At 67.5% G+C, this 23,780-nt stretch carries 24 protein-coding genes; 13 read left to right on the forward strand and 11 right to left on the reverse strand.

The window, feature by feature from the left end:
• Positions 1-126: 126 nt before the first annotated feature.
• The 4 genes from ACIBH2_RS07420 to ACIBH2_RS07435 all read left to right on the forward strand — a co-directional run bounded on the left by ACIBH2_RS07420 (position 127) and on the right by ACIBH2_RS07435 (position 3,340).
• Positions 127-321, forward strand: a complete 195-nt coding sequence (locus tag ACIBH2_RS07420) for a hypothetical protein (protein ID WP_231084934.1) — start codon at positions 127-129, stop codon at positions 319-321.
• Positions 322-511: 190 nt separating this feature from the next.
• Positions 512-2,257 carry a DEAD/DEAH box helicase gene (locus ACIBH2_RS07425; protein WP_397116872.1) on the forward strand — a complete coding sequence of 582 codons (1,746 nt, stop codon included), beginning with the start codon at positions 512-514 and terminating at the stop codon, positions 2,255-2,257.
• Position 2,258: 1 nt separating this feature from the next.
• On the forward strand, positions 2,259-2,816 hold the full coding sequence (locus tag ACIBH2_RS07430; RefSeq protein ID WP_397114471.1) for a hypothetical protein: 558 nt from the start codon (positions 2,259-2,261) through the stop codon (positions 2,814-2,816).
• Positions 2,817-2,920: 104 nt separating this feature from the next.
• Complete coding sequence (locus ACIBH2_RS07435) at positions 2,921-3,340, forward strand: VOC family protein (protein WP_397114473.1); 420 nt, start codon at positions 2,921-2,923, stop codon at positions 3,338-3,340.
• 9 nt (positions 3,341-3,349) lie between these two features.
• Here ACIBH2_RS07435 and ACIBH2_RS07440 read toward each other — a convergent pair whose 3' ends face one another.
• Positions 3,350-3,697, reverse strand: coding sequence for a putative quinol monooxygenase (locus tag ACIBH2_RS07440; protein WP_397114475.1), 348 nt, complete (start codon positions 3,695-3,697; stop codon positions 3,350-3,352).
• 56 nt (positions 3,698-3,753) lie between these two features.
• Positions 3,754-4,320: a class I SAM-dependent methyltransferase gene (locus tag ACIBH2_RS07445; protein WP_397114477.1), complete on the reverse strand. Its 567-nt coding sequence runs from the start codon at positions 4,318-4,320 to the stop codon at positions 3,754-3,756.
• A 55-nt stretch (positions 4,321-4,375) separates the two neighbouring features.
• Between ACIBH2_RS07445 and ACIBH2_RS07450 the strand changes: the two genes are divergently transcribed.
• Positions 4,376-5,140, forward strand: a complete 765-nt coding sequence (locus ACIBH2_RS07450; protein WP_397114479.1) for an AraC family transcriptional regulator — start codon at positions 4,376-4,378, stop codon at positions 5,138-5,140.
• Here the strand turns inward: ACIBH2_RS07450 and ACIBH2_RS07455 are convergent, their stop codons facing one another.
• Entirely contained in the window at positions 5,141-5,881 is a 741-nt protein-coding gene (locus ACIBH2_RS07455) for an SDR family NAD(P)-dependent oxidoreductase (protein WP_397114481.1), read from the reverse strand.
• 107 nt (positions 5,882-5,988) lie between these two features.
• On the opposite strand from ACIBH2_RS07455, the gene ACIBH2_RS07460 reads away from it, so the two are divergent.
• On the forward strand, positions 5,989-6,582 hold the full coding sequence (locus tag ACIBH2_RS07460; protein WP_397114483.1) for a TetR/AcrR family transcriptional regulator: 594 nt from the start codon (positions 5,989-5,991) through the stop codon (positions 6,580-6,582).
• Here the strand turns inward: ACIBH2_RS07460 and ACIBH2_RS07465 are convergent, their stop codons facing one another.
• The gene (locus ACIBH2_RS07465; RefSeq protein WP_397114485.1) at positions 6,583-8,133 is read right to left on the reverse strand and encodes an APC family permease; all 1,551 of its coding nucleotides are present in this window, start codon (positions 8,131-8,133) and stop codon (positions 6,583-6,585) included.
• 78 nt (positions 8,134-8,211) lie between these two features.
• On the reverse strand, positions 8,212-9,933 hold the full coding sequence (locus ACIBH2_RS07470) for a DEAD/DEAH box helicase (RefSeq protein ID WP_397114487.1): 1,722 nt from the start codon (positions 9,931-9,933) through the stop codon (positions 8,212-8,214).
• 123 nt (positions 9,934-10,056) lie between these two features.
• Here ACIBH2_RS07470 and ACIBH2_RS07475 point away from each other — a divergent pair, with 123 nt between their 5' ends.
• The gene (locus tag ACIBH2_RS07475) at positions 10,057-11,136 is read left to right on the forward strand and encodes a YihY/virulence factor BrkB family protein (RefSeq protein WP_397114489.1); all 1,080 of its coding nucleotides are present in this window, start codon (positions 10,057-10,059) and stop codon (positions 11,134-11,136) included.
• On the opposite strand, the gene ACIBH2_RS07480 is transcribed toward ACIBH2_RS07475, so the two are convergent.
• Both ACIBH2_RS07480 and ACIBH2_RS07485 read right to left on the reverse strand, forming a co-directional pair.
• Positions 11,126-11,545, reverse strand: coding sequence for a hypothetical protein (locus tag ACIBH2_RS07480; RefSeq protein WP_397114491.1), 420 nt, complete (start codon positions 11,543-11,545; stop codon positions 11,126-11,128). The genes ACIBH2_RS07475 and ACIBH2_RS07480 overlap by 11 nt on opposite strands.
• Positions 11,542-12,297: an SDR family oxidoreductase gene (locus ACIBH2_RS07485; protein WP_397114493.1), complete on the reverse strand. Its 756-nt coding sequence runs from the start codon at positions 12,295-12,297 to the stop codon at positions 11,542-11,544. Before ACIBH2_RS07485 ends, ACIBH2_RS07480 begins: the two co-directional genes overlap by 4 nt.
• A gap of 138 nt (positions 12,298-12,435) precedes the next feature.
• On the opposite strand from ACIBH2_RS07485, the gene sigJ reads away from it, so the two are divergent.
• Positions 12,436-13,356, forward strand: a complete 921-nt coding sequence (gene sigJ, locus ACIBH2_RS07490; RefSeq protein ID WP_397114495.1) for an RNA polymerase sigma factor SigJ — start codon at positions 12,436-12,438, stop codon at positions 13,354-13,356.
• A gap of 17 nt (positions 13,357-13,373) precedes the next feature.
• Here the strand turns inward: sigJ and ACIBH2_RS07495 are convergent, their stop codons facing one another.
• The gene (locus ACIBH2_RS07495) at positions 13,374-14,903 is read right to left on the reverse strand and encodes an alpha-L-fucosidase (RefSeq protein WP_397114497.1); all 1,530 of its coding nucleotides are present in this window, start codon (positions 14,901-14,903) and stop codon (positions 13,374-13,376) included.
• A gap of 193 nt (positions 14,904-15,096) precedes the next feature.
• Here ACIBH2_RS07495 and rph point away from each other — a divergent pair, with 193 nt between their 5' ends.
• The 3 genes from rph (at position 15,097) to ACIBH2_RS07510 (ending at position 19,507) form a co-directional block, all read left to right on the forward strand.
• Complete coding sequence (gene rph / locus ACIBH2_RS07500; protein ID WP_397114499.1) at positions 15,097-17,712, forward strand: rifamycin-inactivating phosphotransferase; 2,616 nt, start codon at positions 15,097-15,099, stop codon at positions 17,710-17,712.
• Positions 17,713-18,141: 429 nt separating this feature from the next.
• On the forward strand, positions 18,142-18,756 hold the full coding sequence (locus ACIBH2_RS07505; protein WP_397114501.1) for a hypothetical protein: 615 nt from the start codon (positions 18,142-18,144) through the stop codon (positions 18,754-18,756).
• Positions 18,757-18,784: 28 nt separating this feature from the next.
• Positions 18,785-19,507: an alpha-ketoglutarate-dependent dioxygenase AlkB gene (locus ACIBH2_RS07510; RefSeq protein WP_397114503.1), complete on the forward strand. Its 723-nt coding sequence runs from the start codon at positions 18,785-18,787 to the stop codon at positions 19,505-19,507.
• A 15-nt stretch (positions 19,508-19,522) separates the two neighbouring features.
• Here the strand turns inward: ACIBH2_RS07510 and ACIBH2_RS07515 are convergent, their stop codons facing one another.
• The gene (locus ACIBH2_RS07515; protein ID WP_397114505.1) at positions 19,523-19,717 is read right to left on the reverse strand and encodes a lipopolysaccharide assembly LapA domain-containing protein; all 195 of its coding nucleotides are present in this window, start codon (positions 19,715-19,717) and stop codon (positions 19,523-19,525) included.
• Positions 19,718-20,063: 346 nt separating this feature from the next.
• Between ACIBH2_RS07515 and ACIBH2_RS07520 the strand changes: the two genes are divergently transcribed.
• On the forward strand, positions 20,064-20,546 hold the full coding sequence (locus ACIBH2_RS07520; RefSeq protein ID WP_397114507.1) for a hypothetical protein: 483 nt from the start codon (positions 20,064-20,066) through the stop codon (positions 20,544-20,546).
• A 117-nt stretch (positions 20,547-20,663) separates the two neighbouring features.
• Here ACIBH2_RS07520 and ACIBH2_RS07525 read toward each other — a convergent pair whose 3' ends face one another.
• The gene (locus ACIBH2_RS07525) at positions 20,664-21,797 is read right to left on the reverse strand and encodes an FAD-binding protein (protein ID WP_397114509.1); all 1,134 of its coding nucleotides are present in this window, start codon (positions 21,795-21,797) and stop codon (positions 20,664-20,666) included.
• Between the two features lie 36 nt (positions 21,798-21,833).
• The gene (locus ACIBH2_RS07530) at positions 21,834-22,526 is read right to left on the reverse strand and encodes a class I SAM-dependent DNA methyltransferase (protein ID WP_397114511.1); all 693 of its coding nucleotides are present in this window, start codon (positions 22,524-22,526) and stop codon (positions 21,834-21,836) included.
• A gap of 426 nt (positions 22,527-22,952) precedes the next feature.
• Between ACIBH2_RS07530 and ACIBH2_RS07535 the strand changes: the two genes are divergently transcribed.
• Positions 22,953-23,273: a hypothetical protein gene (locus ACIBH2_RS07535; RefSeq protein ID WP_397114513.1), complete on the forward strand. Its 321-nt coding sequence runs from the start codon at positions 22,953-22,955 to the stop codon at positions 23,271-23,273.
• The last annotated feature ends 507 nt before the right edge of the window (positions 23,274-23,780 follow it).

The following is a 23,780-nucleotide window of genomic DNA, read 5'->3' on the forward strand; positions in this document are numbered from 1 at the left end:
CCCGAACGTCTGACAAAGTAGTCATCACCACTGCTGGGAAGTAGCGGTAGAGAGTCCACGGAGAGGTCCGTGGGCCCCACACCAGGCGAACGGTGTGCGAACACCCGGAGCCAGGACGGAGGAGTCATGCCAGGAACCCTGACTAGCACCCCACTGACCGCGGTCGACCGTTGCGACCGCTGCGGTGCAGGAGCACGCGTACGCGCCACCCTGCCCGCCGGTGGAGAGTTGCTCTTCTGCCAGCATCACGCCAATGAGCACATGGATCGTCTTCGTGAGCTCGAAGCCGTGATCGACACGGAGTCGGCACCGGCGCTGTAAACAGCTCCTCCGCCTCGCGGTTCGTGAAACGCGAGGGGTCCGCTCGACAACTGAATCTTCCCAACAGAACACCCGACAGCGGGCGACCACCAGGTCGCCCGCTGTCGTGGTCTCGGCCCACGAACTTGACTTTTCCGAAATGAGGTGTCCCCTGTCCGCCACCCAAGCCACCTACCTGCCGGACCGACACATGTTCGCCCTGTGGACATGGACCCGAAACGGTCCCGGGGCGCCGCCGCGCGATCTCGGGGAACAGGAGACCGTGGCGCTCGCCGTGCCGTCCGAGGACGGGATCGCGGTCACCGATATCGAGTGCGCGTTGGTCGAGCCCGAGCGGTTCCCGGCGCTGCGGCCGAAGGGGGCCGCCGCGTCGGTGACCGCCTGGCGCGCCGCCTTCGGTGAGACACCGGGTCCGCTGCCCGCGGCCGCGCACGCGGTGCCGAACGCGGCCGGAACGGCGGTGGTCACCGCCGAGCGGGCGGTGCGGACACTGCGCGAGACCGTGGCGTTGAGCGGGGAGCTGCGGTCGGCCCTGAAGGCCGAGCTGCGGCCGTATCAGGCGCGCGGCATCACCTGGCTGCACGAGACCGTGGCGACGCACGGCGGCGCGGTGCTGGCCGATGAGATGGGCCTGGGAAAGACCGTGCAGGCCATCGGCTTTCTGCTCGGTCGTTCCGAGCGCGGACCGCAGCTGGTGGTGTGTCCCACCTCACTGGTCGGCAACTGGGTGCACGAGATCGAGCGATTCGCCCCCGGTCTGCGGGCGGTCGCGTGGCGGGGCGGGGAGCTACCCGAGACCGGGACCGGCACGGTGGTCGTCACCGGCTATCCGACCCTGCGCGGGCACGCTCGGGCGCTTGCGGTCCGAAATAGCCGGAGCGAATCGCGGTGGGCCAGTGTGGTGTTCGACGAGGCCCAGGTGCTGAAGAATCCGCGCACGCAGGTGTCCAAGGCGGCGCGGGCGATCACCGCCGACGCCCGGGTGGCGCTGACCGGTACGCCGGTGGAGAACCACCTCGACGAACTGTGGGCGCTGCTGAATCTCGTGGTGCCGCAGGAGTTCACGCACAAGGCGCAGTTCCGGCGGCGGTTCGTGCGGCCCATTCACGAGGGTTCGGCCGAGGCGGTACTGCGCCTGCGCGACACCCTCGAACCGGTGCTCATGGCGCGGCGCAAGGCCCAGGTCGCGGCCTCGCTGCCGCCGAAGATCCAGACCGATATCGTCTGCGATCTGACCGCCGAGCAGGAGAAGCTCTACGACCAGCTGCTCGACCGCGCCGAGACCGAGGGCTTCGGTTCGGGCGCGCAGCGCCACACCCGGGTGTTGGCGGTGCTCACCGAGCTGAAGCAGGTGTGCAACCATCCGGGGCTGATCACCGGCGAGTTCGACGAATTGCTCGGGCGCTCCGGCAAATTCGATGTGTGCGCCGATATCCTCGCCAACAATGTGGAGGTCGGCGCGCCCACGCTGGTGTTCACCCAGTACCGGCGCACCGGGGAGCTGTTGGTGCGCTACTGCGCCGAGGAATTGGGCGTGACCGCGCCGTTCTTCCACGGCGGGCTGAATGCCGAGGAGCGCGGGGAGATCGTCACGCGCTTCCAATCCCCCGACGGCCCACCGGTATTGATCCTGAGCCTGAAGGCCGCGGGTACGGGTCTGACGCTCACCCGCGCCGCCGATGTGCTGCATTTCGACCGCTGGTGGAATCCGGCGGTGGAGGCGCAGGCCTCCGACCGGGCCCACCGCATCGGGCAGACCCGCACCGTCACCGTCACCACGCTGACCTCGGGTACCACCATCGAGGAGCACATCGCCGGAATGCACGACCGGAAATCGGCGCTCACCGACCTGACGGATACCGCCGGGGTGGCGGCCTTCGCCCGCCTCGACGACGACCGCCTGATGGAACTGCTGCGCCGGAAGCGAGGCAATTGAGATGGCCGACAACGAATTCGGGTACACCGTCTGGGGTATGGACTGGGTGCGGCTGGCCGAACCGATGTCGGTGACCAAACCGGAGCCGCTGCTGCCTCGTGCCCGCAGCATCGCCCGCAACGGCGGCGTGCGCACCGAGATCGAGAACACCGTGGTGAAGGCCACCATACATCGCGGCGCGGAGGCCTCGGTGACCTACCTGGAGTTCGCGCCCCTGACCTCCGCCGAGGTCCGCACCATCGCCGAACTCGTTCCGGCCGACGCGCTGAGCCTGGCCGACGAGGTGCACGCCGCGCTGCGGGCCGCCGATGTCACGCTCGCGCCGACGGTGGTCAGCGCCGACTGCTCCTGCCGCGCCCGCAGCCAGCGGTGCCTGCACATCTTCGCCACCTACTACACGCTGGCCCGGCTGGTGGACGAGAACCCCTGGCTCGCACTGGATTTGCGCGGCTACCGCACGGGCGGCTCCGCCGAGGATCCGGTGGAGGTGCCGCCCGCGCGCTGGACGCCCATCGACACACTGGATCCCGCAGCGTATTTCGATATCCCTACGATCTGAGCCGGGTTGCCCGTTCGGTGGGACGAGCTCGACAAGACCGATTAGTTTCTTCGATGTCGGCCGTCTCGATTGGCAACTGCTCAGTGCGACGAGAAGAGAGAAAAATGAGCAACGGCAAGGACCTCGCCCTCACCCACGTCTCCATCCTGGTGGGCGACCAGGAGCAGGCCCTCGAGTTCTACCGCGACGTACTCGGTATGGAGGTTCGCCAGGACCTGCCGTTCGCGGGTGGTCGCTGGCTCACCGTCGGGCCCGCCGCCCAGCCCACCATCGAATTCCTGCTCGAATTCCCGGGCATGAACCCCACCCCGGCCGCCGTGCAGGCCAATGAGGCGCGCCTGGCCAGCGGGGCGCAGGGCACGCTCATCTTCACCGTCGAGGATGTCGAGGCCACCTTCGCCCGGCTCGAGGCCGCGGGCGCGCGGGTCGAGCAGCCCCTCGTGGACCAGCCCTACGGCGTGCGCGACTGCGGCTTCGCCGACCCCTGGGGCAACCACCTGCGGTTCTCCCAGTTCCTGGGCTGAACGCGGGAATCAGTCGCGCGGCGGCACGTCGATCGGCGTGCCGTACACGCGCGCGTCGCCGGTACGCATGAGCGGCACCAGTTCGTCGAGCACGATCTTCTGGAAGTGATCGGCGGCCTGGTGCGCGGTGAGCGCGGCCGAATCGGCGTAGCCCTCGAGGGTGACATAGCGTTCGGGGCGCTCGACCGAGCGGAAGACGTCGAAGAACAGGCAGCCGGGTTCGGTGCGGGTCGCTTCGGCGAGGCGTTGCAGGGCAGCGCCGTATTCGTCGGCGTGCTCCGGGGTGGTGGTGGAGTCGGCGACTATGTGCAGCTGGGATTCCATATGCGGGGCCTTCGGATTCGAGAACAATCCCATTGTGGCCCAGACGGATTCGGCGGGGTCGCCAATCGGCGCAAACGCGACCGGAAACGCTAGGGGCGGCGGGCGCGGAAACGGAAGCTCGCGGCGTCGCAGCGCACCTCGATATCGGTGAAGCCGACGGCGGCGAGGCGCTCGGGCAAGGTGTCCGGCGGAACCGGGACGCAGGTGTCGCCGAGGTGCATGAGCCGGAAGGCGATATTGTCGCGGCCGTCGCTTCCGGCGAAGACGCCGCCGGGGCGCAGCACCCGCCACGCCTCGGCGAAGAGATCGTCCTGTTGGGCCGGGCTCGGCACGTGGTGCAGCATGGTGAAGCAGACGACGGCGCTGAATTCGTTGTCCGGCAGCGGCATCGCGGTGCCGTCGCCGTCGAGCACCCACATCCGGTCGGCGGCGCGCTCGCGCAGGCGGGCGGCGAGGACCGGATCGATCTCCAATCCGGTCAGCGCGGGCGTGCGCTCGCCCAAGGCGCGGATGTTCGCCCCGTAGCCCGGGCCGACCTCGAGGGTCGAATCACCCAGGTCGAGCCCCGAGAGCGCCCAGGGCACAAAGCGTTTCGTGGTGGCGTACTCCCAGGCCGAGGAGCGGCAGCACAGCTGGTGAAAGAAGTTCATCCCCATGGCCACGACGCTAGGACCGCCGTGCCGTTACCGCGACGGACTACAGTGACAGATCGTGTCGCCGAACGGCCAACCGCTGGTAATCGCCGCGCCCCCGGGCCCCACCGCCATGGTGTTCGGGACGGGGACGCTCCCGGCCGGGCTCTGGTTCGACGCGCACGAGCATCCCCAGCATCAGATCGCCTGGGCCGCACGGGGAGTCATTCTCGTGCAGACCGAGGGCGGGCACTGGGTGCTGCCGCCGACGCGCGCGCTGTGGCTGCCGGGCGGGATCCGGCATCGCACCGGGACCGTCGAGGGAGCGGATATGCGGGGCATCTATCTGGAGCCCAGCCGGACGCCGATCGCGTTCGCCCGGCCGACCATGCTGCGGGTCACGCGGCTGCTGCACGATCTGTTCGACCATCTCACCGCCGACACCACCACCCCGGACCAGCGCGGCCGCGCCGAGGCGGTGGTCTTCGACCTGCTGAAACCGGTGGACGTGATTCCCATCGGCGCGCCGCCGCCCACGGATGCGCGCGCCCGCGAGGTCGCCGACGCCCTGCTCGCCGATCCGGCAGACGACCGCACGCTCGGCGCGTTCGCCGCCGCCGTCGCCACCAGTCCCCGCACCCTGGCCCGGCTGTTTCGCGAGGACACCGGAATCACCTTCGGGCAGTGGCGAACCCAGATCCGGCTGGCGGCCTCGCTGCCCCTGCTGGCGGCGGGCATGCCGATCGCCCGCATCGCGGGACGGGTCGGCTATGCCACGCCCAGCGCCTATGTGGCGGCCTTCCGCCGCGAGGTCGGCGTGTCGCCGGGACGCTACTTCGGCTGATCAGGCATTCGTGCCGCTGTCGACCGTCAGGAAAGTGCCGGTGACGCTGCGCCCAGACGGTCCGGCCAGATACGTGATGGCGGCGGCGATGTCGTCCACCGCGCCGAAACGCCCGAGCGCCGTGTAGCCGACCTGGTCGGGGGCGTGCTCGCCATCGGCGGGGTTCATATCGGTGTCGGTGGAGCCCGGCTGCACGAGATTGACGGTGATGCCGCACGGACCGAGTTCGCGCGCAAGGGCTTTGGTGAAACCGTTCAGCGCCGACTTGCTGAGGTTGTACAGCGCCAGGCCGCCGAAGGGCGCGTGATCGGTGAGGTTGGTGCCGATGCTGATGATGCGGCCGCCGTCGGTCATGTACTTCACCGCGGTCTGCGCCGCCACGAACGCGGCGCGCGCGTGGATGTGCAGGGCGTTGTCGATCTCCTCGACGCTGAAGTCCTCGAACGGTTTCGCGGGGAAGATGCCCGCGTTGTTGACCAGCACATCCAGCCGCCCCAGCTCGGCCGCGGCGCGGTCGACGGCGGCGATCACCTCCTCCGCGTTCGCGCTGTCGGCCCGCACCGCAACGGCTTTACGGCCCAGCGCTTCGATCTCGGCGACCACCGACTTCGCCAAGTCCTCGTTGTTCTGGTAGGTCAGCGCCACATCCGCGCCCGCCGCGGCGAGGGCTCGGGCGATCCCGGCGCCGATCCCCCGGCTGCCACCGGTCACCAACGCCACCTTGCCCGTCAGATCCGACATCGGAACTCCTCACAATTTTGTGTCAATCAATACATAAATAACCCAAGCAGAGATCCCCGGTCGCGTCAAGGGGTATATTTAACGATCGACACAGAAAGGAGTCGGCCATGGCGGAACGCGGACGGCCCCGCGCCTTCGATCGCGACGAGGCACTGCGACGGGCCATGGAGGTGTTCTGGGAGCACGGGTTCGAATGCACGTCCATGAGCGATCTCACCGGAGCCATGGGCATCAACTCCCCCAGCCTGTACGCCGCGTTCGGGGGCAAGGAGGCACTGTTCCGGGAGGCCATCGAGCTCTACGGACGTACCGACGGCAGCCTCACGGCGCGGGCGCTGCGCGAGGAGCCGACCGCGCGCGCCAGTATCGAGGCCATGCTGCGCGACAACGCGCTCGTCTACACCGCCGAGGACAAACCGCACGGCTGCATGGTGGTGCTGGCCGGGTCCAGCTACACCACCCGCAATACCGCCATTCGCGACTTCCTCGTCGAGATGCGCAAGGGCACAACCGAAGACATCCGCCGACGCCTGGAACGCGGTGTGGCCGAAGGGGATCTGCCCGCCGAGACCGATACCGCCGCCCTCGCGTCCTTCTACACCACGGTGCTGTACGGCCTGTCGATTCAGGCCCGCGACGGCGCGTCGCTCGAGGAGCTGGGACGCTCGATCGACACCGCCCTGTCGGCGTGGCCCGCGTGATCAGCCGCGCGGCAGGGCATCCGATTCGATGATGCGCTCCGAGGGCTGGGGCAGCTTGCGCGCCAGCACTTCTCCGCGGAAGAACGGCGGCATGGCCTTGGCCAGCAGGACATACAGCGGTATGCCGAGCAGCAGCGTGCCGACGCCGAGCAGGAACACCCCGCCCACCGCCCAATGCGGCGGGAACGGCAGATGCCAGGCGGAGTCACCGTAATCCGCCTGCCAGGAGGCCACGGCCATCCAGGCGGCGGCGAACAGCAGCATGCAGCCGCCCAGTGCGGGCAGGATGCCCTTCATGACGAGAGCCCTTGTGTCTGAGGCGTATTGACGCCGGTACAGCCAGGCGCAGCTGAGCCCGGTTAGGCCGTAGTAGACGCCGATCGAGATGCCGATGGCGGTCACGGCGTCGGCGATGAGCCGTCCGCCGGACGCGAAATTCAATGCGACATAGAGCAATACCGACAGCGCGCCGAACACCACGGTGGCGAAGACCGGAGTGCGGAAGCGCGGGTCGATGCGGCCGAACGCCTGGGGCAGGGCGTGATGCAGCGCCATCGAATAGGTGGTGCGCGCGGTCGGCAGAATCGTGGTCTGCGTCGAGGCCGCGGCGGAGGTGAGCACCATGAGGAACAGCAGATGCACCAGCACCGAGCCGATCGGCCCTTCGCCGAACACCGCGGTGCCCAGCGCGCCGAGGACATCGTCGACATGGGCCGGATTCGCCAGCCCCAAACCCTCCTCGCCGATTCCGGCGAAGGCCTGCGCCGCCACTGTCACCAGCAGGTACAGCGCGACGAGGGTGATGGTGGAGAGTACGGCGGACCGGCCTGGCGTGCGCCTCGGGTCCACCGTCTCCTGGTTCACCGAGACCGCCGAATCCCAACCCCAGTAGATGAAGACCATGAGCAGCAGGGCCGTGACGAAGTCGTTGAACGACCCGATCGCGAAGGGGTTGAACCATTCCCAGGTCGGCAGGCCCGCACCCGTGGACACGTTCCCGAAGACGACCCGCACCAGCGCGACCACGGCGAACAGCACCAGCATGAGGAATTCGACCGCCAGCAGCCAGGATTGCAAGCGCGCCGACACATCGATGCCAGCGACCGCGACCAACGTCATGACCACCAGATAGACAATTCCCAGCAACAGCACCCAGGGACTGGTGGGATCCGCGCCGATGCCCTGCGCGCCGATCAGCAGGAAGGTGTACTGCGAGCTGATCTGCGCCAGGCTGGCCATGACGAGCAGATCCGAGACCACGATGGCCCATCCGGCCATCCAGCCGGTGAACGGGCCGAAGGCGCGCGTCGCCCAGACGAAGGTGGTGCCCGGATCCGGTTCCACCGCATTGAGATCCCGATATCCGATGGCCACGAGCAGCATGGGCACGAACGCCAGCACCACGATGATCGGGGCCTGCAGGCCGACCGCCGCGACCACCAGGCCGAGGGTGGCGGTAATGCTGTAGGCCGGTCCGGTCGAGGCCACGCCGATGACGACGCTGGAGGCGAGGGAGAGCGCACCGGATCGCAGGGTGCTCGGTTCTGTCACCGGCCAATCGTAAGGGCAACCGGGCGGCAAACTCGCATCAGCCGGGGGTGGGAATCACATGCGGCCCGGCGGTGTGAATCACATGCGGCGCAGCGCGGCAATGCGCTGCTCGAGCTGGTCGGCGGTGGCCAGAGCCGTTGGCGGGCCGCCGCATTCGCGACGTAGCTCACCGTGGATGACGCCGTGCGCCTTGCCGGTGCGGTGGTGGTGCATGGCGACGAGGCTGTTGAGTTCGCGGCGCAGTTCACCGAGCCGGTCGGCGGTGGCGGCGCGTTCGGTGGCGGCGAGGACCCCGGCACCGGATTCGGTGCGGTTGCCCGCCGCCGCGGCGGCGCTGCGGTCCTGGAGCTGGCGGGTCTGGCGGTCGCGCAACAGCGCGCGCATCTGGTCGGCGTCGAGCAGGCCGGGGATGCCGAGATAGTCGGCCTCCTCATCGCTGCCCGCGAAGGTGGCGGTGCCGAAGGAATCGCCGTCGTAGATGACCTGGTCGAGCTCGGCGTCGGCGGCCAGGGCGACGAATTTGCGCTCCTCTTCGCCCGGTTCGTCCTTCTGTCGATTGGCGTCGATGAGCAGTTCGTCGTCGAGATCGCTCTTCTCGCGATGCGGTTTGCCGATCACGTGGTCGCGCTGCACCTCGAGCTGCGCCGCGAGGTCGAGCAGCACCGGCACCGACGGCAGGAAGACGCTGGCGGTCTCACCGGGTCTGCGGGCACGCACGAAGCGCCCGATGGCCTGGGCGAAGTACAGCGGGGTGGAGGCGCTGGTGGCGTAGACGCCGACGGCCAGGCGGGGTACGTCGACACCCTCGGAGACCATGCGCACCGCGACCATCCACGGATCGGTGCTGCGGCTGAACTCGCCGATGCGGTCGGAGGAGCCCGGATCGTCGGAGAGCACCACGGTAGGCCGGGAGCCCGAGATGTGTTCGAGCAGTTCGGCGTAATCGCGCGCCTTGTCCTGGTCGGTGGCGATGACCAGACCGCCCGCGTCCGGCATACCGGTGGCGCGCAGCTGCCGCAGTCGAGTGTCGGCGGCGGTGAGCACCTTCGACATCCAGTCGCCCGCCGGGTCCAGGGCGGTGCGCCAGGCGCGGGCGGTCTGCTCGGCGTTCAGCGGTTCGCCCAGCCGGGCGGTGTACTCCTCGCCCGCGCTGTCGCGCCAATGCGCCTCACCGGAGTAGGCGAGGAAGACCACGGGCCGCACGACGCCGTCGGCCAGGGCCTCCGCGTAGCCGTAGGCGTGGTCGGCGCGCGACTTCTCGAAGCCGGATTCGTCGGGCTCGTAGGTGACGAACGGGATCTTGGAATCGTCACTGCGGAACGGGGTACCGGTGAGCGCGAGTCGCCGGGTGGCGTCACCGTAGGCCTCCTCGACCGCCTCGCCCCAACTCTTGGCGTCACCGGCGTGGTGGATCTCGTCGAAGATGACCAGCGTGCGCCGATTCTCGGTGCGCACCCGGTGTTTGAACGGGTGCGAGGCCACCTGCGCGTATGTAACGACCACACCGTGGAAGTCAGCAGAGGTGGAGCCCGTGGAATTGGAGAAGTTGGAGTCGAGCTGGATGCCGACGCGCTGCGCGGATTCGGCCCACTGGTGTTTCAGGTGTTCGGTCGGGGCGACCACGGTCACCTGGTCGACGGTGCGGTCGTTGAGCAGTTCGGCGGCGATGCGCAGCGCGAAAGTGGTCTTACCGGCACCCGGGGTCGCGACGGCGAGGAAGTCTCGTGGCTTGGTCGTCAGATACTTGGTGAGAGCTCTGCGTTGCCATGCACGAAGCGAACCGCCACCACCCGAAGTCACTCGAAGAAGAGTAGCGATGCCGACCGACCGCGCACCAATCCGACACAGCATCGAAAAGTGGCTCACGACACAATGGCTGGTCGCCGCGCACGCGAGTTACCCGTCCGCGATGCTGTACCCACGATGAAAGACCACGATCGCGACCCGACCGCTCCCGCCTTCTCCGGCGAGGTGACCTCGCCCACCCGTATCGCTCGGGGGCGGGCCAAGCTGCGGCGGATCGGCGAATTGATCGCCCATGTGGCGGTGAAGGCGTGGGACGACTCCATTTTCGCCAAATCGGCGGCGGCGGCCTTCTGGCAAACCCTCTCGCTCGCGCCCCTGCTGCTGGGTCTGCTCGGCGCGCTCGGCTATGTGGGCGGTTTGTTCGGGCCCGACACCGTGCAGATCGTGGAGTCCAAGGTGGTGAGCTTCAGTCGGAAGCTGTTCAGCCCCAGCGTGGTCGACGATCTGATCGCGCCGACCGTCACCGATGTGCTGCAGAAGGGTCATGGCGGCGTGGTGTCGGTGGGCTTCGTGCTGTCGCTGTGGGCGGGGTCCTCGGCCATGGCCACCTTCGTGGACGCGATCACGGCGGCGCACGGGCAGGCCGATGCCCGGCATCCGGTCTGGCAGCGGCTGTTCGCGCTGCTGCTGTACGTGGGATTCCTCATCGCGGCGGTGCTGATTCTGCCGCTGGTGGCGTTGGGTCCGTCCATCGTGGGGCGCGCGCTGCCCGACGGCTGGCGCGAGCCGGGGCTGCGCCTCATCGACAGCTTCTACTACCCGGGCACGGCGCTGCTGCTCATCGTCGGGCTGACCACTCTGTACAAGCTGGCCCTGCATCGGACGCTGCCCTGGCATCGGCTCTTCGGCGGCGCGCTGGTGGCGGGTGTCTTCTTCATGGCGGCCAGTGAGGGGTTGCGTCGCTATCTGTCCTGGATCACCCGGACGGGTATCAGTTACGGGGCGCTCGCCACGCCCATCGCCTTTCTGCTGTTCACGTTCTTCCTGGGCTTCGCGGTCATTCTCGGTGCCGAGTTCAATGCCAGCGTCCAGGAGTTCTGGCCCGCCCGAGATACCCGCTGGGCGCAGATCAAGCGGTGGTGGAGCGCGCGCCGCCACACCCACCGGCCCGATCCGGATGCGGACCCGCCGGATACGGATCCGGACGAACCCGACCGTCCGGATCCGCTGCCGCAGTCGCTGCGGATCATTTCGTAGCGGCCGAGGTCAGCGAGAGTGCCAGCAGGGCCAGGGCGAGCAGCGCTCCGGCCGCCAGAACGGCGAGCAGCAGGCTGGCGCTGGTCGCGGAGGTGTGGGCGGCCAGGTGGTCGTGGAAGCGCAGGTGGATGCCGAGGTGGGCGGTGGTCCAGACCGCGTAGGAGGCCAGTGCGCTGCGCACCACCAACGGGCTCGCGGCGACCGCGGCCGCGGCGAGTGGGATGGCCGCCGCGAGGTTCATGGCTCCGTAGTCGAGCATGAGGTGGGGGTTGTAGGGCATGCCCAAGTTGACCCAGGACAGGGCGAAGAACGATTCGGGGGCGGCGAGAATCCAGCTGCCCAGGACAGCGGAGACGGCGGCGAAGAAGGCCAGGCCGCCGCGCACCACACGCGCTCGGGTGCCGGTCATGATGCGCTGTCGGTACGGTCGAGCAGGAACTGCTCGAATGTGATGGTGCCGCCGGGGTTTTCGGGCGCCAGGTGGTGGCCTTCGCGGTATCCGCGCGCGATCGCGCCGGGCAGGCGGGGCGAGAGCACCGGGCGGCGGCGACCGGTGATCGCGTGGTGGACGCGGGCCAGCTCGCGCACGTCGCGCACCTGCGGGCCACCGAGATCGACTGTGCGACCGAGGGGTTCGGCGGTGGCGAGGGCGGCCAGCCGGTCGGCGACATCGCGGATGTCGATGGGCTGGAAGCGGAATCCGGCGGGGGCCAGGGTGAACGGCAGCCAGCGTGGTCTCGCGAACATGGTGGCCAGCAGGTCGTGGAACTGGGTGGCGCGCAGGATGGTCCACGGCAGGCCGCTGGTCGAGATCGTCTGCTCCGCCGCGAATTTGGCGCGGTAGTAGGGCAGCGGGATCCGGTCCACGCCGACGATGGACACGTTCACCACATGTGGTCGGCCGCCGGTGCGGCCGATCGCGTCGACGAGGTGGCGGGCGGCGGCCACATCGCCGCGGCCGTAGGTGGTGGCGCAGTGCACGACGACGTCGACTCCGGCGACGGCGGCATCGAGTCCGGTGCCCCGGCGCAGGTCGCCCACGACGCGGCCCGGGGCCGGGCGTCGGCTCAGCACCCGAACTTCGGACTGCCCGTTGTCCAATCGGGCCGCGACGGTCCGGCCCAGTTTCCCGGTGCCGCCGGTGATCAACACTGTTCTCATACTGACCTCTTTCCGCGGTGGTGGTCGATTCACGAGTTCAGAACCGGACAGCGGCCGCGAATGTGACAGGACGCGGGCGGGTGTGACGCGGCTCGCAGCGGCACGGGCGGCGGCACGGGTGACATAGTGTCGCGAGACATGGATTCGACCGCCACCGACCGCGCCGCACGCGCCGCCGTGTTCGAGGAACATCGGCAGCGCCTGTTCGGGCTGGCGTACCGGCTGCTGGGCTCCGCGACGGATGCGGAGGACATGGTGCAGAGCGCGTATCTGCGCTGGCACGACGCGGACTGGGTGGATGCGCCCGGGCCGTGGCTGAACAAGGTGGTCACGAATCTGTGCCTGAACCAGCTCACCTCCGCGCGGGCGCGGCGCGAAACCTATCCCGGACCGTGGCTGCCCGAACCGGTGCTCACCGAGTCCGGGGCGCTCGGACCGTTGGAGACCGCCGAGCAGCGCGAATCGGTCTCCCTGGCCTTGCTGGTGCTGCTCGAACGTCTGACGCCCGCCGAACGCGCCGTCTTCGTGCTGCGTGAGGCGTTCGACTATCCGCACCGCGAGATCGCCGAGATCCTCGATATCGATCCCGCGCATTCACGTCAGCTGCACCACCGTGCCCGCGCGCATCTGCGCGGTCGGCGAAACACGTACGCGGCCAGCGAGTCCCAGCATCGGCGCATGGTCGTCGAATTCATCGCCGCGGCCCGCTCCGGCGACGCCGACCGGCTCCGTCGGCTGTTGGCCGACGAGGTGGTGTCGTGGATCGACGGCGGCGGCGCGACGGCGGCGCGGCGCCCCATCGAGGGCCGCGAGCGGGTGCTGCGCTATCTGCTCGGTATCCGCCGCCGCCCCGAGGCCACCCGCATCACCACCGCTGTGGCGGCCGTCAACGGCGCGCCCGCCCTACTGGTCTTCGACGACGGCGCACTCGGCGCGATTCTCACCCTGGAACTCGACGGCGATCGCGTGGTCGCGCTGCGCACCATCGCCGCCGAGGACAAACTCGCCTTCGCCGCAAGGGAATTCATCGGTCGAGAAGGTTCGCGCCATGACCGATGACGGAGTATGGCCGCGTCTCAGCCGGTGATGCGCAGTGCGTACGCGTGTCGACTGGCCGTGGCGGCGGGATTGCCGCCGTCGGGCAGCGCGATGGTGACGCCGCCGGGGACCGACCGGGTGGCCAGGGGCGCGCGGTCCGCGCCGAGCAGCGTGACGGTGGTGTCCGCGCCGACGGGAAGAGCCGTCCGCACCGTGAGTTCGGCACCCGGCCATGTGGTCGCGAGGACGTATACCGCAGTGTCGGTCATCGTGAAATAGACCGTGCCGGAGGAGGATTCGGCGCTGGGTTGATGCCAGGGGCGGGTGCCGTGGATGGCTTCGCCATTGACGCGCAGCCATTCGCCGACCACCCGCAGCCGGTCGACCATCTCCTCCGGAATGGTGCCGTCGGCGCGGGGGCCGATATTGAGCAGGTAATTGGACCCGTCCGCGACGGCCGCGATCAGTTCGCCGATGAATTTCTCGGCGGGGTCGAGGATGTCGGCGACATTGTGGCTCCAGGAGAATCCCATGGCGCGCGCCACCTCGACCGGTACGCCGACCGCGCCGCGGGCGGGGATCTGGTAGAGGCTCGCCTGCTCGCGCACCTGATAGTCGAAGTGGGTGGTGTGGTCGCCGAACCGGTCGTTCACGAGGACGCCGTCGGGGTTGAAGGTCGCGGCCTGGTTGTGGAACTCGGCGATGATGTCGTTGCCGCGGAAATACGCTTCCGGCCCGCCGACATCCGCCCAGAGCAGGTCGGGGTGGTATCCGGCGATGAGTTCGCGCAGCTGGGCGCGCACGTGGTCGCCGTAGCCGGGCACGTCCAGATAGCCGGTGTAAGGGACCGGATGCTGCGTGTAGGCATTGCGCGCGCCCTGTTTGTCGAATACCGCCGCGGCGAGCAGTTGCGTCGGCTGGAACGCGCCTCCGCGCATACTGTCCAGCATCGACGACAGGCGCTGTCGGGCGAGGTCGCCGCCGGGTGCGGGATTGAAGAATTCCGGAATCGAGTAGTACAGACCGGCTTTGAGGTCGCGACGGCGGGCCGCGGTGACGAGTTCGCCGACCAGATCGCGGCCGGGGCCCAGCGCTGTCGCGGTGCGATTGGTGACACGGCTGGGGAACAGGGCGAAACCGTCGTGGTGTTTGGCGGTGAGCACGAAGTAGCCCGCGCCCGAATCGCGTATCAGGTCGGCCCAGGCGTCGGGGTCGTAGCGCTCGGCCCGGAATCGGGACAGGAAGTCGTCGTAGACCACCTCGGGTCCGTAGGTCTGCCGGTGATGCTCCCACTGCGGCGAGCCCGGCACCTGCTGGAGCAGCCAATACCATTCGGCCAGCGGCATGGGCAGCGCCGACCACGCCGGAACCGCATACGGGCCCCAGTGGATGAAGATCCCGAATTTGCGGTCGCGCCACCACTGCGGCAGCGGATGGCTCGCCAGCGATTCGCGGGTGCCGACGTATCCGCCAGGTGCCGCGGTAGCGATCGTGGTGTGTGCGCCGCCCACGGCGAACGCCCCGCCCAGCGCCGCCCCACGTAGCAGTGTCCGTCGACCGATCCGCATACCGTACTCCCCTGCTGAGCGCGAAATTACTTGTCGCCCAGCCGAAAATACCCGACACGGCGATCTTCGGCGGTGTCGATGACCGATCCCCTCCCCCTTCTACTTTATACATGATTCCGGGACCTCATGAGCCCGCGATTCGTGGTCCATAATCGCTCGCGAAAAGCCGAAACCACCAGGTGAGGAGTAGCGGATGGCCGATGTGCTGAGCTTCGGGGAGATCGACCGGACACAGGTCGACCTGGTCGGCGGCAAGGGCGCGAACCTCGGTGAGCTGTCGCGGATCGACGGCGTCGAGGTGCCGGACGGGTTCTGTGTGACGACGGCGGCGTTCACGCGGGCGGTGGCGGGTGTGTCGGCGGTCGAGGAGAGGCTCGAGCGGCTGTCGCGGTTGCAGCCCGATGATCAGGACGCGATTCGGGAGTGGAGTGCCGAGCTTCGGCGGGCGGTGACCGAGATCGCCATTCCGGAGGACGTGGCGGCGGAGATTCTCGGCGCGCACGCCCGGCTGGGAGTGGAGCACGCGTATGCGGTCCGCTCCAGCGCGACGGCGGAGGATCTGCCCACCGCGTCGTTCGCGGGGCAGCAGGACAGCTATCTGAATGTCATCGGTGCACAGGCGATTCTCGACAGTGTCAGCCAGTGCTGGGCGTCGCTGTTCACTGAGCGTGCCGTCACCTATCGCCTGCGAAATGGGTTCGGCCACAAGCAGGTTCGGATGGCGGTCGTGGTGCAGCGGATGGTGTTCCCGCGCGCTTCGGGCATTCTGGTCACCGCCGATCCCGTCACCTCCGATCGCACGGTCGTCTCCATCGACGCGGGTTTCGGTCTCGGTGAGGCGCTGGTCTCCGGATTGGTGAACGCCGATGTCTACCGGGTGCGCGGCGACGAGGTCATCGGCGCGGCGATCGCCACCAAGAAGCTCGCCGTCGAAGCGGCGCGGGAGGGCGGCACCCGGGTGCGCGACATCGCCGAGGAGCATCGGGACGAGCCGGTGCTGTCGACGGAGGAGGCGTTACGGCTGGCGCGGCTGGGGCGTCGGATCGAAGCGCATTTCGGCAACCCGCAGGACATCGAGTGGTGCCTCGACGGGGACACCTTCCGCATTGTGCAGAGTCGGCCGATCACCACGCTGTTCCCGATTCCCGAGGCCGCGGACGACGAGCACCGCGTCTACGTCTCGGTCGGGCATCAGCAGATGATGACCGATGCGATGAAGCCTTTGGGAATTTCGCTGTGGCAGTTGACGAGTCGAGCGCCCATGCGCACCGCGGGCGGGCGGTTGTTCGTGGATGTCACCGCGCCGCTGTCCTCGCCGACCGGCGGGATCGGGCTGGCCGAGGCGCTCGGCACCTCCGATCCGTTGATCGGGGACGCGCTGCGGACGGTGATCGAGCGCGGGTTCGTTCGCCAAGTCCCGCACGAGGATTCGGTCGCCATGCCGCCGCGCACCGCACCTACGCCGATCGAGACCGATCCCGAGATCGTCCGCGAACTGATCGCGGAGAGCGAAGCCTCCCTGGCCGCCCTGGAACGCGATATTCACGCTCACTCCGGATCGGCACTGCTCGACTTCGTTCACGCCGATATCGGGGAGTTGCAGCGAGTCCTGTTCACGCCGCGCGGTTTACAGGTGATCAATGCCGCGATGGACGCCTCGGCGTGGCTCAACGAGCATATGCGCGAATGGCTCGGCGAGAAGAATGCCGCCGATGCGCTCACCCAATCGGTGCCCGGGAACGTGACCTCGGAGATGGGGTTGGCGCTGCTGGACGTGGCCGATGCGATCCGGCCGCATCAGGAGGTGGTGGCGTACCTGCGGCAGGTCGAAAAGACCGGGGCCGGAAGCGATTTCCTCGACCAGCTGGCCACGTACCCGGGCGGCGCCGAGGCGCGGGCCGCGCTCGAGGACTTCCTCGACAGGTACGGCATGCGCTGTGTCGGCGAGATCGACATCACCCGGCCACGCTGGAGCGAAAACCCCACCACGCTGGTGCCGACAATCCTCGGCAATGTCGAGAACTTCGGCCCCGGCGCGGGTCGGCAGCGCTTCGACCAGGGCCTGCGCGAGGCCGAACGGCAGAAGGGGCACCTCCTGGAACGCTTGCGCGCCTTGCCGGATGGAGCGCGTAAGGCCGAGGAGACCGAGCGCATGATAGACCGCGTCCGCACCTTCTCCGGCTACCGCGAGTATCCGAAGTACCGCATGGTCAGCCGCTACTACATCTATAAGCAAGCCCTGCTGCGCGAGGCCGAGAACCTGGTGCGGGCCAAAGTTATTCGCGATCCCGAAGACATCTACTACCTCACCTTCGACGAGCTCCGCGAGGTCGTGCGCACCCAGCACGCGAGCGCCGAACTCATCGACGAACGCAAGGCCGCCTTCCGCACCTACCAGACTCTCACCCCGCCGCGCGTCCTCACCTCCGACGGCCAAGCCCTCACCGGCACCTACCGCCGAGAAGACCTGCCCCCGAACGCACTTCCCGGCATGCCCGTCTCCGTCGGCACCGTCGAAGGCCGCGCCCGAGTCCTCACCGACATCGCCCAGGCCGATCTCACCGCCGACGACATCCTCGTCACCGCCTACACCGACCCGAGCTGGACCCCGCTGTTCGTCACCATCAAGGGATTGGTCACCGAAGTAGGCGGCCTCATGACCCACGGCGCGGTGATCGCCCGCGAATACGGCCTCCCCGCCGTCGTCGGCGTCGAACACGCCACCGACCTGATCCGCGACGGGCAGCGCATCCGCGTGAACGGCACCGACGGCTACGTCGAAATCCTGTCGGCGGAGTTCGAGAAGTAGGGTGGCCACAGGCCACCGATACCTGCGAATGACGAGTACCGCTTGATGGAGACAACCGAAGCTCGGATCGACGACACGAGAAGCGTTTTCGGCACGGCCGGGGCGGTCGACCTCGGCCGGGCTGCCGTGCGTGTACATGGCGTCGGCGTGTATTACCGCCGTTTCTTCGAGCTCGGGGACAACCATTTCGAACGGATCCGCGCGGAGCACGAATTTCAGTCATTGACCGAGTCCACCAAACCTGGGACCGCCCGTCGCAGCGGTATCTATTTGACGCCTGTCACGTCGAGCGGGGACGGGCTGCGGTTTCGGCTGCTGCGCTGTTCGACCAACCTGTCCGGGCCGACCGAGGGTTTTCGTGCTACCGACACGAGCATTGTCGACGCGCTGAATCGTGCGGCGGACACCATCTTTCGAGGACATGCTCGGTTGAATCACGTGCTCGCGCAGATCTATCACAACACCGCGGCTACGGATGAGCGGAAGCAGTCCAAGGCCAAGATCTCGGCGCATGCGGACAAGACCAAGGACATGCCCGTCAATGGGATCATGGCCTTTTGTACGTTCTATGACGGGCTCGACAAGCTGCGGCCCTTGGCCGACGACCCCTTCGACTACGGCGTGAACGGTGTCAGCGGGTTGACCAAACTCCGCTTCCGCCTGAAGGATTCGGCCGAAGAGCGCAACGGGCTGCCCGCGCAGTTCACCCTGACGCTGTATCCCGGCTCCGTCTTCTTCATGCCGCTGTCCACCAACCGCCTCTACACCCACGAAATCCGTCCCTCGATGTTGGACGCCGAACTGCTGCCGACCCGAATGGGATACGTGGTGCGATGCTCGAATACCGAAGCGGTGCACAAGAACGGCCAGACATTCCTGGACAGAGCCGGTGGGTTGGTGGCGCTGGAACCGCCCACCCAGGAGGGCATGGACAAGTTGCGCAAGCTGTACGCCGAGGAGAACCGCACCTCGTCGTTCATCGACTACGGCGACCAATTCCTGTTCAGCATGAACGCGGGAGACTACCTTGCTCCCCGCCTCTAGCATCTCGGACGAAATCGCCTCGTACGCTTTGCCTCCCGAAGAAGACCTCTACGCGAAGCTCTCCACCTCAGCCGCCTGGGAAGACGTAGGAAAAGGCCGTCGAGCCGCCATCCTCACCAAAACCGATGCCACCGGCGGCGTCCCCCTGGTCCGCACCACCGCCCAATACACCAACCCGCCGCAACACTTCCGCTCCGTGCACAGCGACCTGGCACAACGCATTCAAGCGCTGGCAGGCCTCCCAGTCGGCTTCAACAGCGCCCTCCTCGAGTGCTACACCAACGCCTACGCCACCATGGGCAGCCATTCGGACCAGTCCCTCGACCTGGCCGACAACTCCTTCATAGCCCTCTTCTCCTGCTACCAACACCCCCCAACCACCCCACCCCGAAAGCTGATCGTCGAATCCAAGGAATCCCCCGAAACATTCGACATCCCGCTCCCCCACAACGGCATCATCGCCTTCTCCGTAGCCGCCAACCGCCGCTTCAAACACAAAATCATCCTCGACACCTCCACCCGCCCACCGGAAAACCACTGGCTCGGCATAACCTTCCGCACCTCGAAAACCCTCCTCCACTTCCACGACGGCCAACCGCACCTCCCCCACGGCCCACGCCTCACCTCCGCCGACGACAACCAACGCCGCGTCTTTTACCAGCTACGTCGCCGCGAAAACAACGAAACCGACTTCACCTATCCCCCACTGACTTACACCGTCAGCGACAGCGACCTGCTACCTCCCGCCTGAATCGACTCCGCCCGCTCAACGCGGCGGGGCGGCATGCCGACGAAGTTGCCAAATGCGGGCTCCGCCCGCGAACGCCATCAGGAGCGTGCCCGCTATCGCGGCGAACAGCAGGGCGACACCGAGCGGCCATTCGAATTCCCAACCCAGGAATGCGATCACCACTCGTTGCATGTTCTGCAGGATGAAGATCAGCAGGATGATCAGGACCAAGGCACCGGAGGCGAGGCCGAGCCAGATGCGGCCGGTTTTGGTGTGTTTGATCGGCGTGCGAGGGCGGCTCTCGGTGGGCGGCGGTACGGACGGCGGCGGGGCGGCGGGCCTGCCGGTTGGAGGTGGCGGCGCGGAAGGCGGAGCCGACCGGGTGGGGGGCGGGGTGTGGGGTGGTTCCGGTGTGCTCGTCATGGATTTCGAGTACCCAGCGCAAGCAAAACCATCGGCGGCCATGCGATGGGAAGCTTCGGCACGGTCGCCCGCGTGTCGAACCCGGTGCTCTCCCGCGCGGTGCTGAACTGGGGCCGGAGCAGGGACCCGACACCCGACCGGAGGGACACCGCCGATGCACAACATGGTCATTGCCGCGCTCGGTGCTGTGGGCGCATGGCTGCTGGTTGCCGGACCGCTGCACCAGGCCACCATCGAGCTGCGTGAACAAGGGCTTACCGATCGTGCCAACCTGCCCGATCCAAGGCTGCGTCCGCGTCGCATTTCGCCGTGGTGGTGGTTGTTGCCGCCGGTGGCGTATTGGAAACATCATCGCGAGCGGGATCGAATCAAGCGGCTGGCATTGGAGACCATGTCCGCCAGTGATATCGAGCGCATGCTGGCCTTCTCCAATACCGCCCTGGGCTGGTTGTTCGTCGCCGCGGGCGCGACCCTGATCGCTATCAAGGAGACCTACGAGCTGGTCGAGATCGGTCACTGGCACCCGGCCTGGACTTGGATCATCGTCGCCACGGCTCTGCTCTTCGCGGTCGGCAATGCCGCGCTACAGACGTCCCGCACCAGCCGCATTCTCGCGGCCAGCGGGGGCGCGGGCTGACGCTGCCGGGCAATTGAGCAGCTGCGTCGACGCGCCTTGGAAGTCGCAGCCATTCGTCGGGGACAAGCGACGCGGCGGACGACGACTCGCGTGGTGTGCATTTGGACCCGGGCCTCTTTAGACCCCCCTGGCGAAGGGACCGGGTTGTGGCGGATAGGGGACGCCGCCGACGCCCCGAGCACGGTCGTAGAGCTGTTCATTGGCCGCTGCCATCTGAGCGGTCGTGGCGCAACCAGGCGAGGCCGTACGCAGCAGCGCAACCAGCACCGCGTCTGAAGGCGCACGCAGCATCGGCACCGGCCCAGGAGAAAAGCGCTTGATCAAGACGACACCGCTGAGGCCGATGTCGGCGGGTGAGGTCTCGGCTAGCGTCGCCTCTATCAGCTCGACGGCGTGCGCGGTGGGAACGATGGCCTGCCCCCACGGATGCGGGCGATCCCACTCCCCCAGATCGATCAACTTCTCCACGTCAGGGCGCATGCGATCGGCAAAGTCTTCGAACGCCAACTCTTCGACATCGAGGGGTGATAGTCCGAGGGGCGGGCGGCTCGCGTCGTAGACAACAGCTTTGAGTTCGAACGAGGAACCCTTTGCCTGCCCCGAAATATGATCCGCAACGATATCGCCCTGCGCGGCAATGAGTTCCGCAGCCGAGGCATACCGTACGCGGCACGAGAGCACACTCGCCGGTGCTGCGATCAAGCGCAAGGTCGCCTTGGTGATGACGCCGTGGCGGCCCATCCCCGAGCGGAGGGCATCGAATAGTTCGCGTCGGTGGTACGGAGTGCAGGTGACGACTTCGCCTGTGACGGTGACGGCTTCGAGTTCGAGGACATTGGCGGCCTGAGTTCCGTGGATATGGGAAGCTCCGCCGATTCCGGCGGCCGAGAGTGTCCCGCCCACAGTCAAATCGAGATAGTCGGTCAGCACCGGCGGCACACGACCGCATGGCAGCGTGGCCTCCAGCACCTCTCGCCAGGTCGCCCCCGCGTCCACGACAACGCGGTCTTCGCTCACCTCGTGCACACGCGCCATGCCGCGCATGTCCACGGAGATGCCGTCGGTCAGCGACTCACCGCGGGTCGAGTGCCCGCAACCACGGGCGAGCACGTCCACCCGCACGCCCGTCAAAGCGTCCCGGACGAGTGCCGCGACCTCGGCAGCGGAGGCCGGTCGCACGGCTCGGCACGGACTACGGCTGACAATGCCACCGAAATCACGCGTCGCACCGTGCAGACCCACCTCCGTCATAGCCAAACTCTATAGAAAGCGTCCTGGTCGTCTCCGCTACGCCCGTTCTTCAACGACCCGGGGGCGTTGGGCATAGACATATAGATGGGTCTCAGGTTCTGCCTGGGTGGGGGCGGGTCTGTAGAGCACAACTCGCGTTTCGAGAACCGCGAACCCAGCCTGTTCCACTACCCGATAGAGATCGTCGCGGTGGTAGCCACTGACTCGGACATCGGTGTCCAGGAAGGTGACCGTCGCGTCGTCGAGATCAGCCTCGACCATACTGATCACCAGGTAACCTCCGGGCTCAATTGCCTCATAGAGGACCGAGAGCGCCTGCCGGATACCGGAGCGGGGCAGCATCAGCAAAGAGAAGAACGCTACCGCGCCGTCGAATCCAGTTCCGGTGAACTCCAAGACATCACAGACATGCAGCGCGGCCTCGGGGACCGCTGTCGCAGCGGCGGAAATCATCGCGGGCGAAATATCAATGCCTACAACCTGAATCCCGGCATCGACCAACTGGCAGGCCGTCGGAACACCATTTCCGCAGCCGACGTCCAGCACCCGTGCGCCGACGCCCAAACGCTCTGCGATCCAGACAGCAGCGCGAACCTGCTCGGGCCTGTCCGAATACGCTAATCCATAACGCTGTACCAAACGATCGAAAACCTGCGCCTGCGAGGATCTTTCGTTCGAGCCGGACACACGGTCACGACCCGACCGCAATCCCGGCTCCTGCTCATCCATCCGCAACGCTCACCCCTCGCTCCGACCGGACCCCACGCGGGCACCGCTCGATTTTGCGCTGGTTCACGCCCCGGTCCCTGGTGCCCCGTCGGCCAGTCTGGTTAGCGCTATGCGGTGTGCGCGAATACTCGGCCAGGGTATAGCTCGCCTTCGAACCGTCGGGTCGGGGGCCCGTTGGGCGTGCGGCTCCCCCGGGCACTCCGAACACGACGACGGATGGAGATAGCCGGATGCGTAGCTGCGGGCCCGCGCACCGACCGAGTCGCGTGCTCGGAATGTCCGCGCTCAGACTAGAGACCCCCGACCGGTACGCCGCGAAGAAATGCGGTGAACGGCACGAAATCGTCCGACTAGCAGTAGCAAGCCGCCGCGCCGCGCGCATCCGGTCTCGTGGGTGCCCGCACTGAGGGGAAGGAGGCATTCGCGATGGCTCTGCGCTGGACTGACTATCTGACGGTCGATCCGCCCCGGCCGTTTCGGATCCGCTACCGCGACGGTCGTCTGGTCGCCGCCGAGGTCATCGGCGCCCAGGTGCTGCACGACGACTTGCGCTGCGGCCCCGAGCATGTCACCCCGGGGCAGGTGTGCGAGTACTGTGTGCTGTTCGCCGACCGTCACATCGAGATCGTCGTCGCCACCGAGTGTGGTTGGCACCTGTGCGGACAGCCGGTGACCCTGCTCGACCTCGCTCGCGTTTTCGCCCCCGACACACGACCGCCATTGATCGGCGAGAGCCGGTCTCGTTGAATGGCAAACGGACCCGGTGTGCGCATGGCGAGCACGAGAGTGACTGCTGGAATCTTGTGCGACGAGTTTCCGAACAAGCCGAGCCGAGCCGCTCCCAATCGCGTTCCGACACTCAACGACGGCGCTGCGCCTGCGCACCTACACCGCGGTGACCGCCTGTAAGGCAGCTGGTCCTGGGGAGGTCCGCCGTGCGACCGCCGAAATCTGTCATCCGTGGCGAAAACCAGCGGCATCAACTGTCAGCGGGAGCGGATGCGATGAACGAACAGCTGGATGACTGACGCCCATTCTCGAGACTGGCACGAGCTGGCCTGCACGTCACCGACGGCGAGGACTGTGTCTCCCCAGCCGGTCGAGCAGTCGTCGATCCGGCCGAAACCGCGACCAATCTGCAAGCTTCCGCCTCGCAGGAACAGCCACCGACGCGACAAGGACCGCAGGTCGCGACAGCATAATTTTATGATTGCCTTATCGTGATAGTGATGTCACGATAATCTGGAAGCGTCG

Source organism: Nocardia sp. NPDC050406 (assembly GCF_044459025.1).
In the GTDB taxonomy this organism is placed as follows: domain Bacteria; phylum Actinomycetota; class Actinomycetes; order Mycobacteriales; family Mycobacteriaceae; genus Nocardia.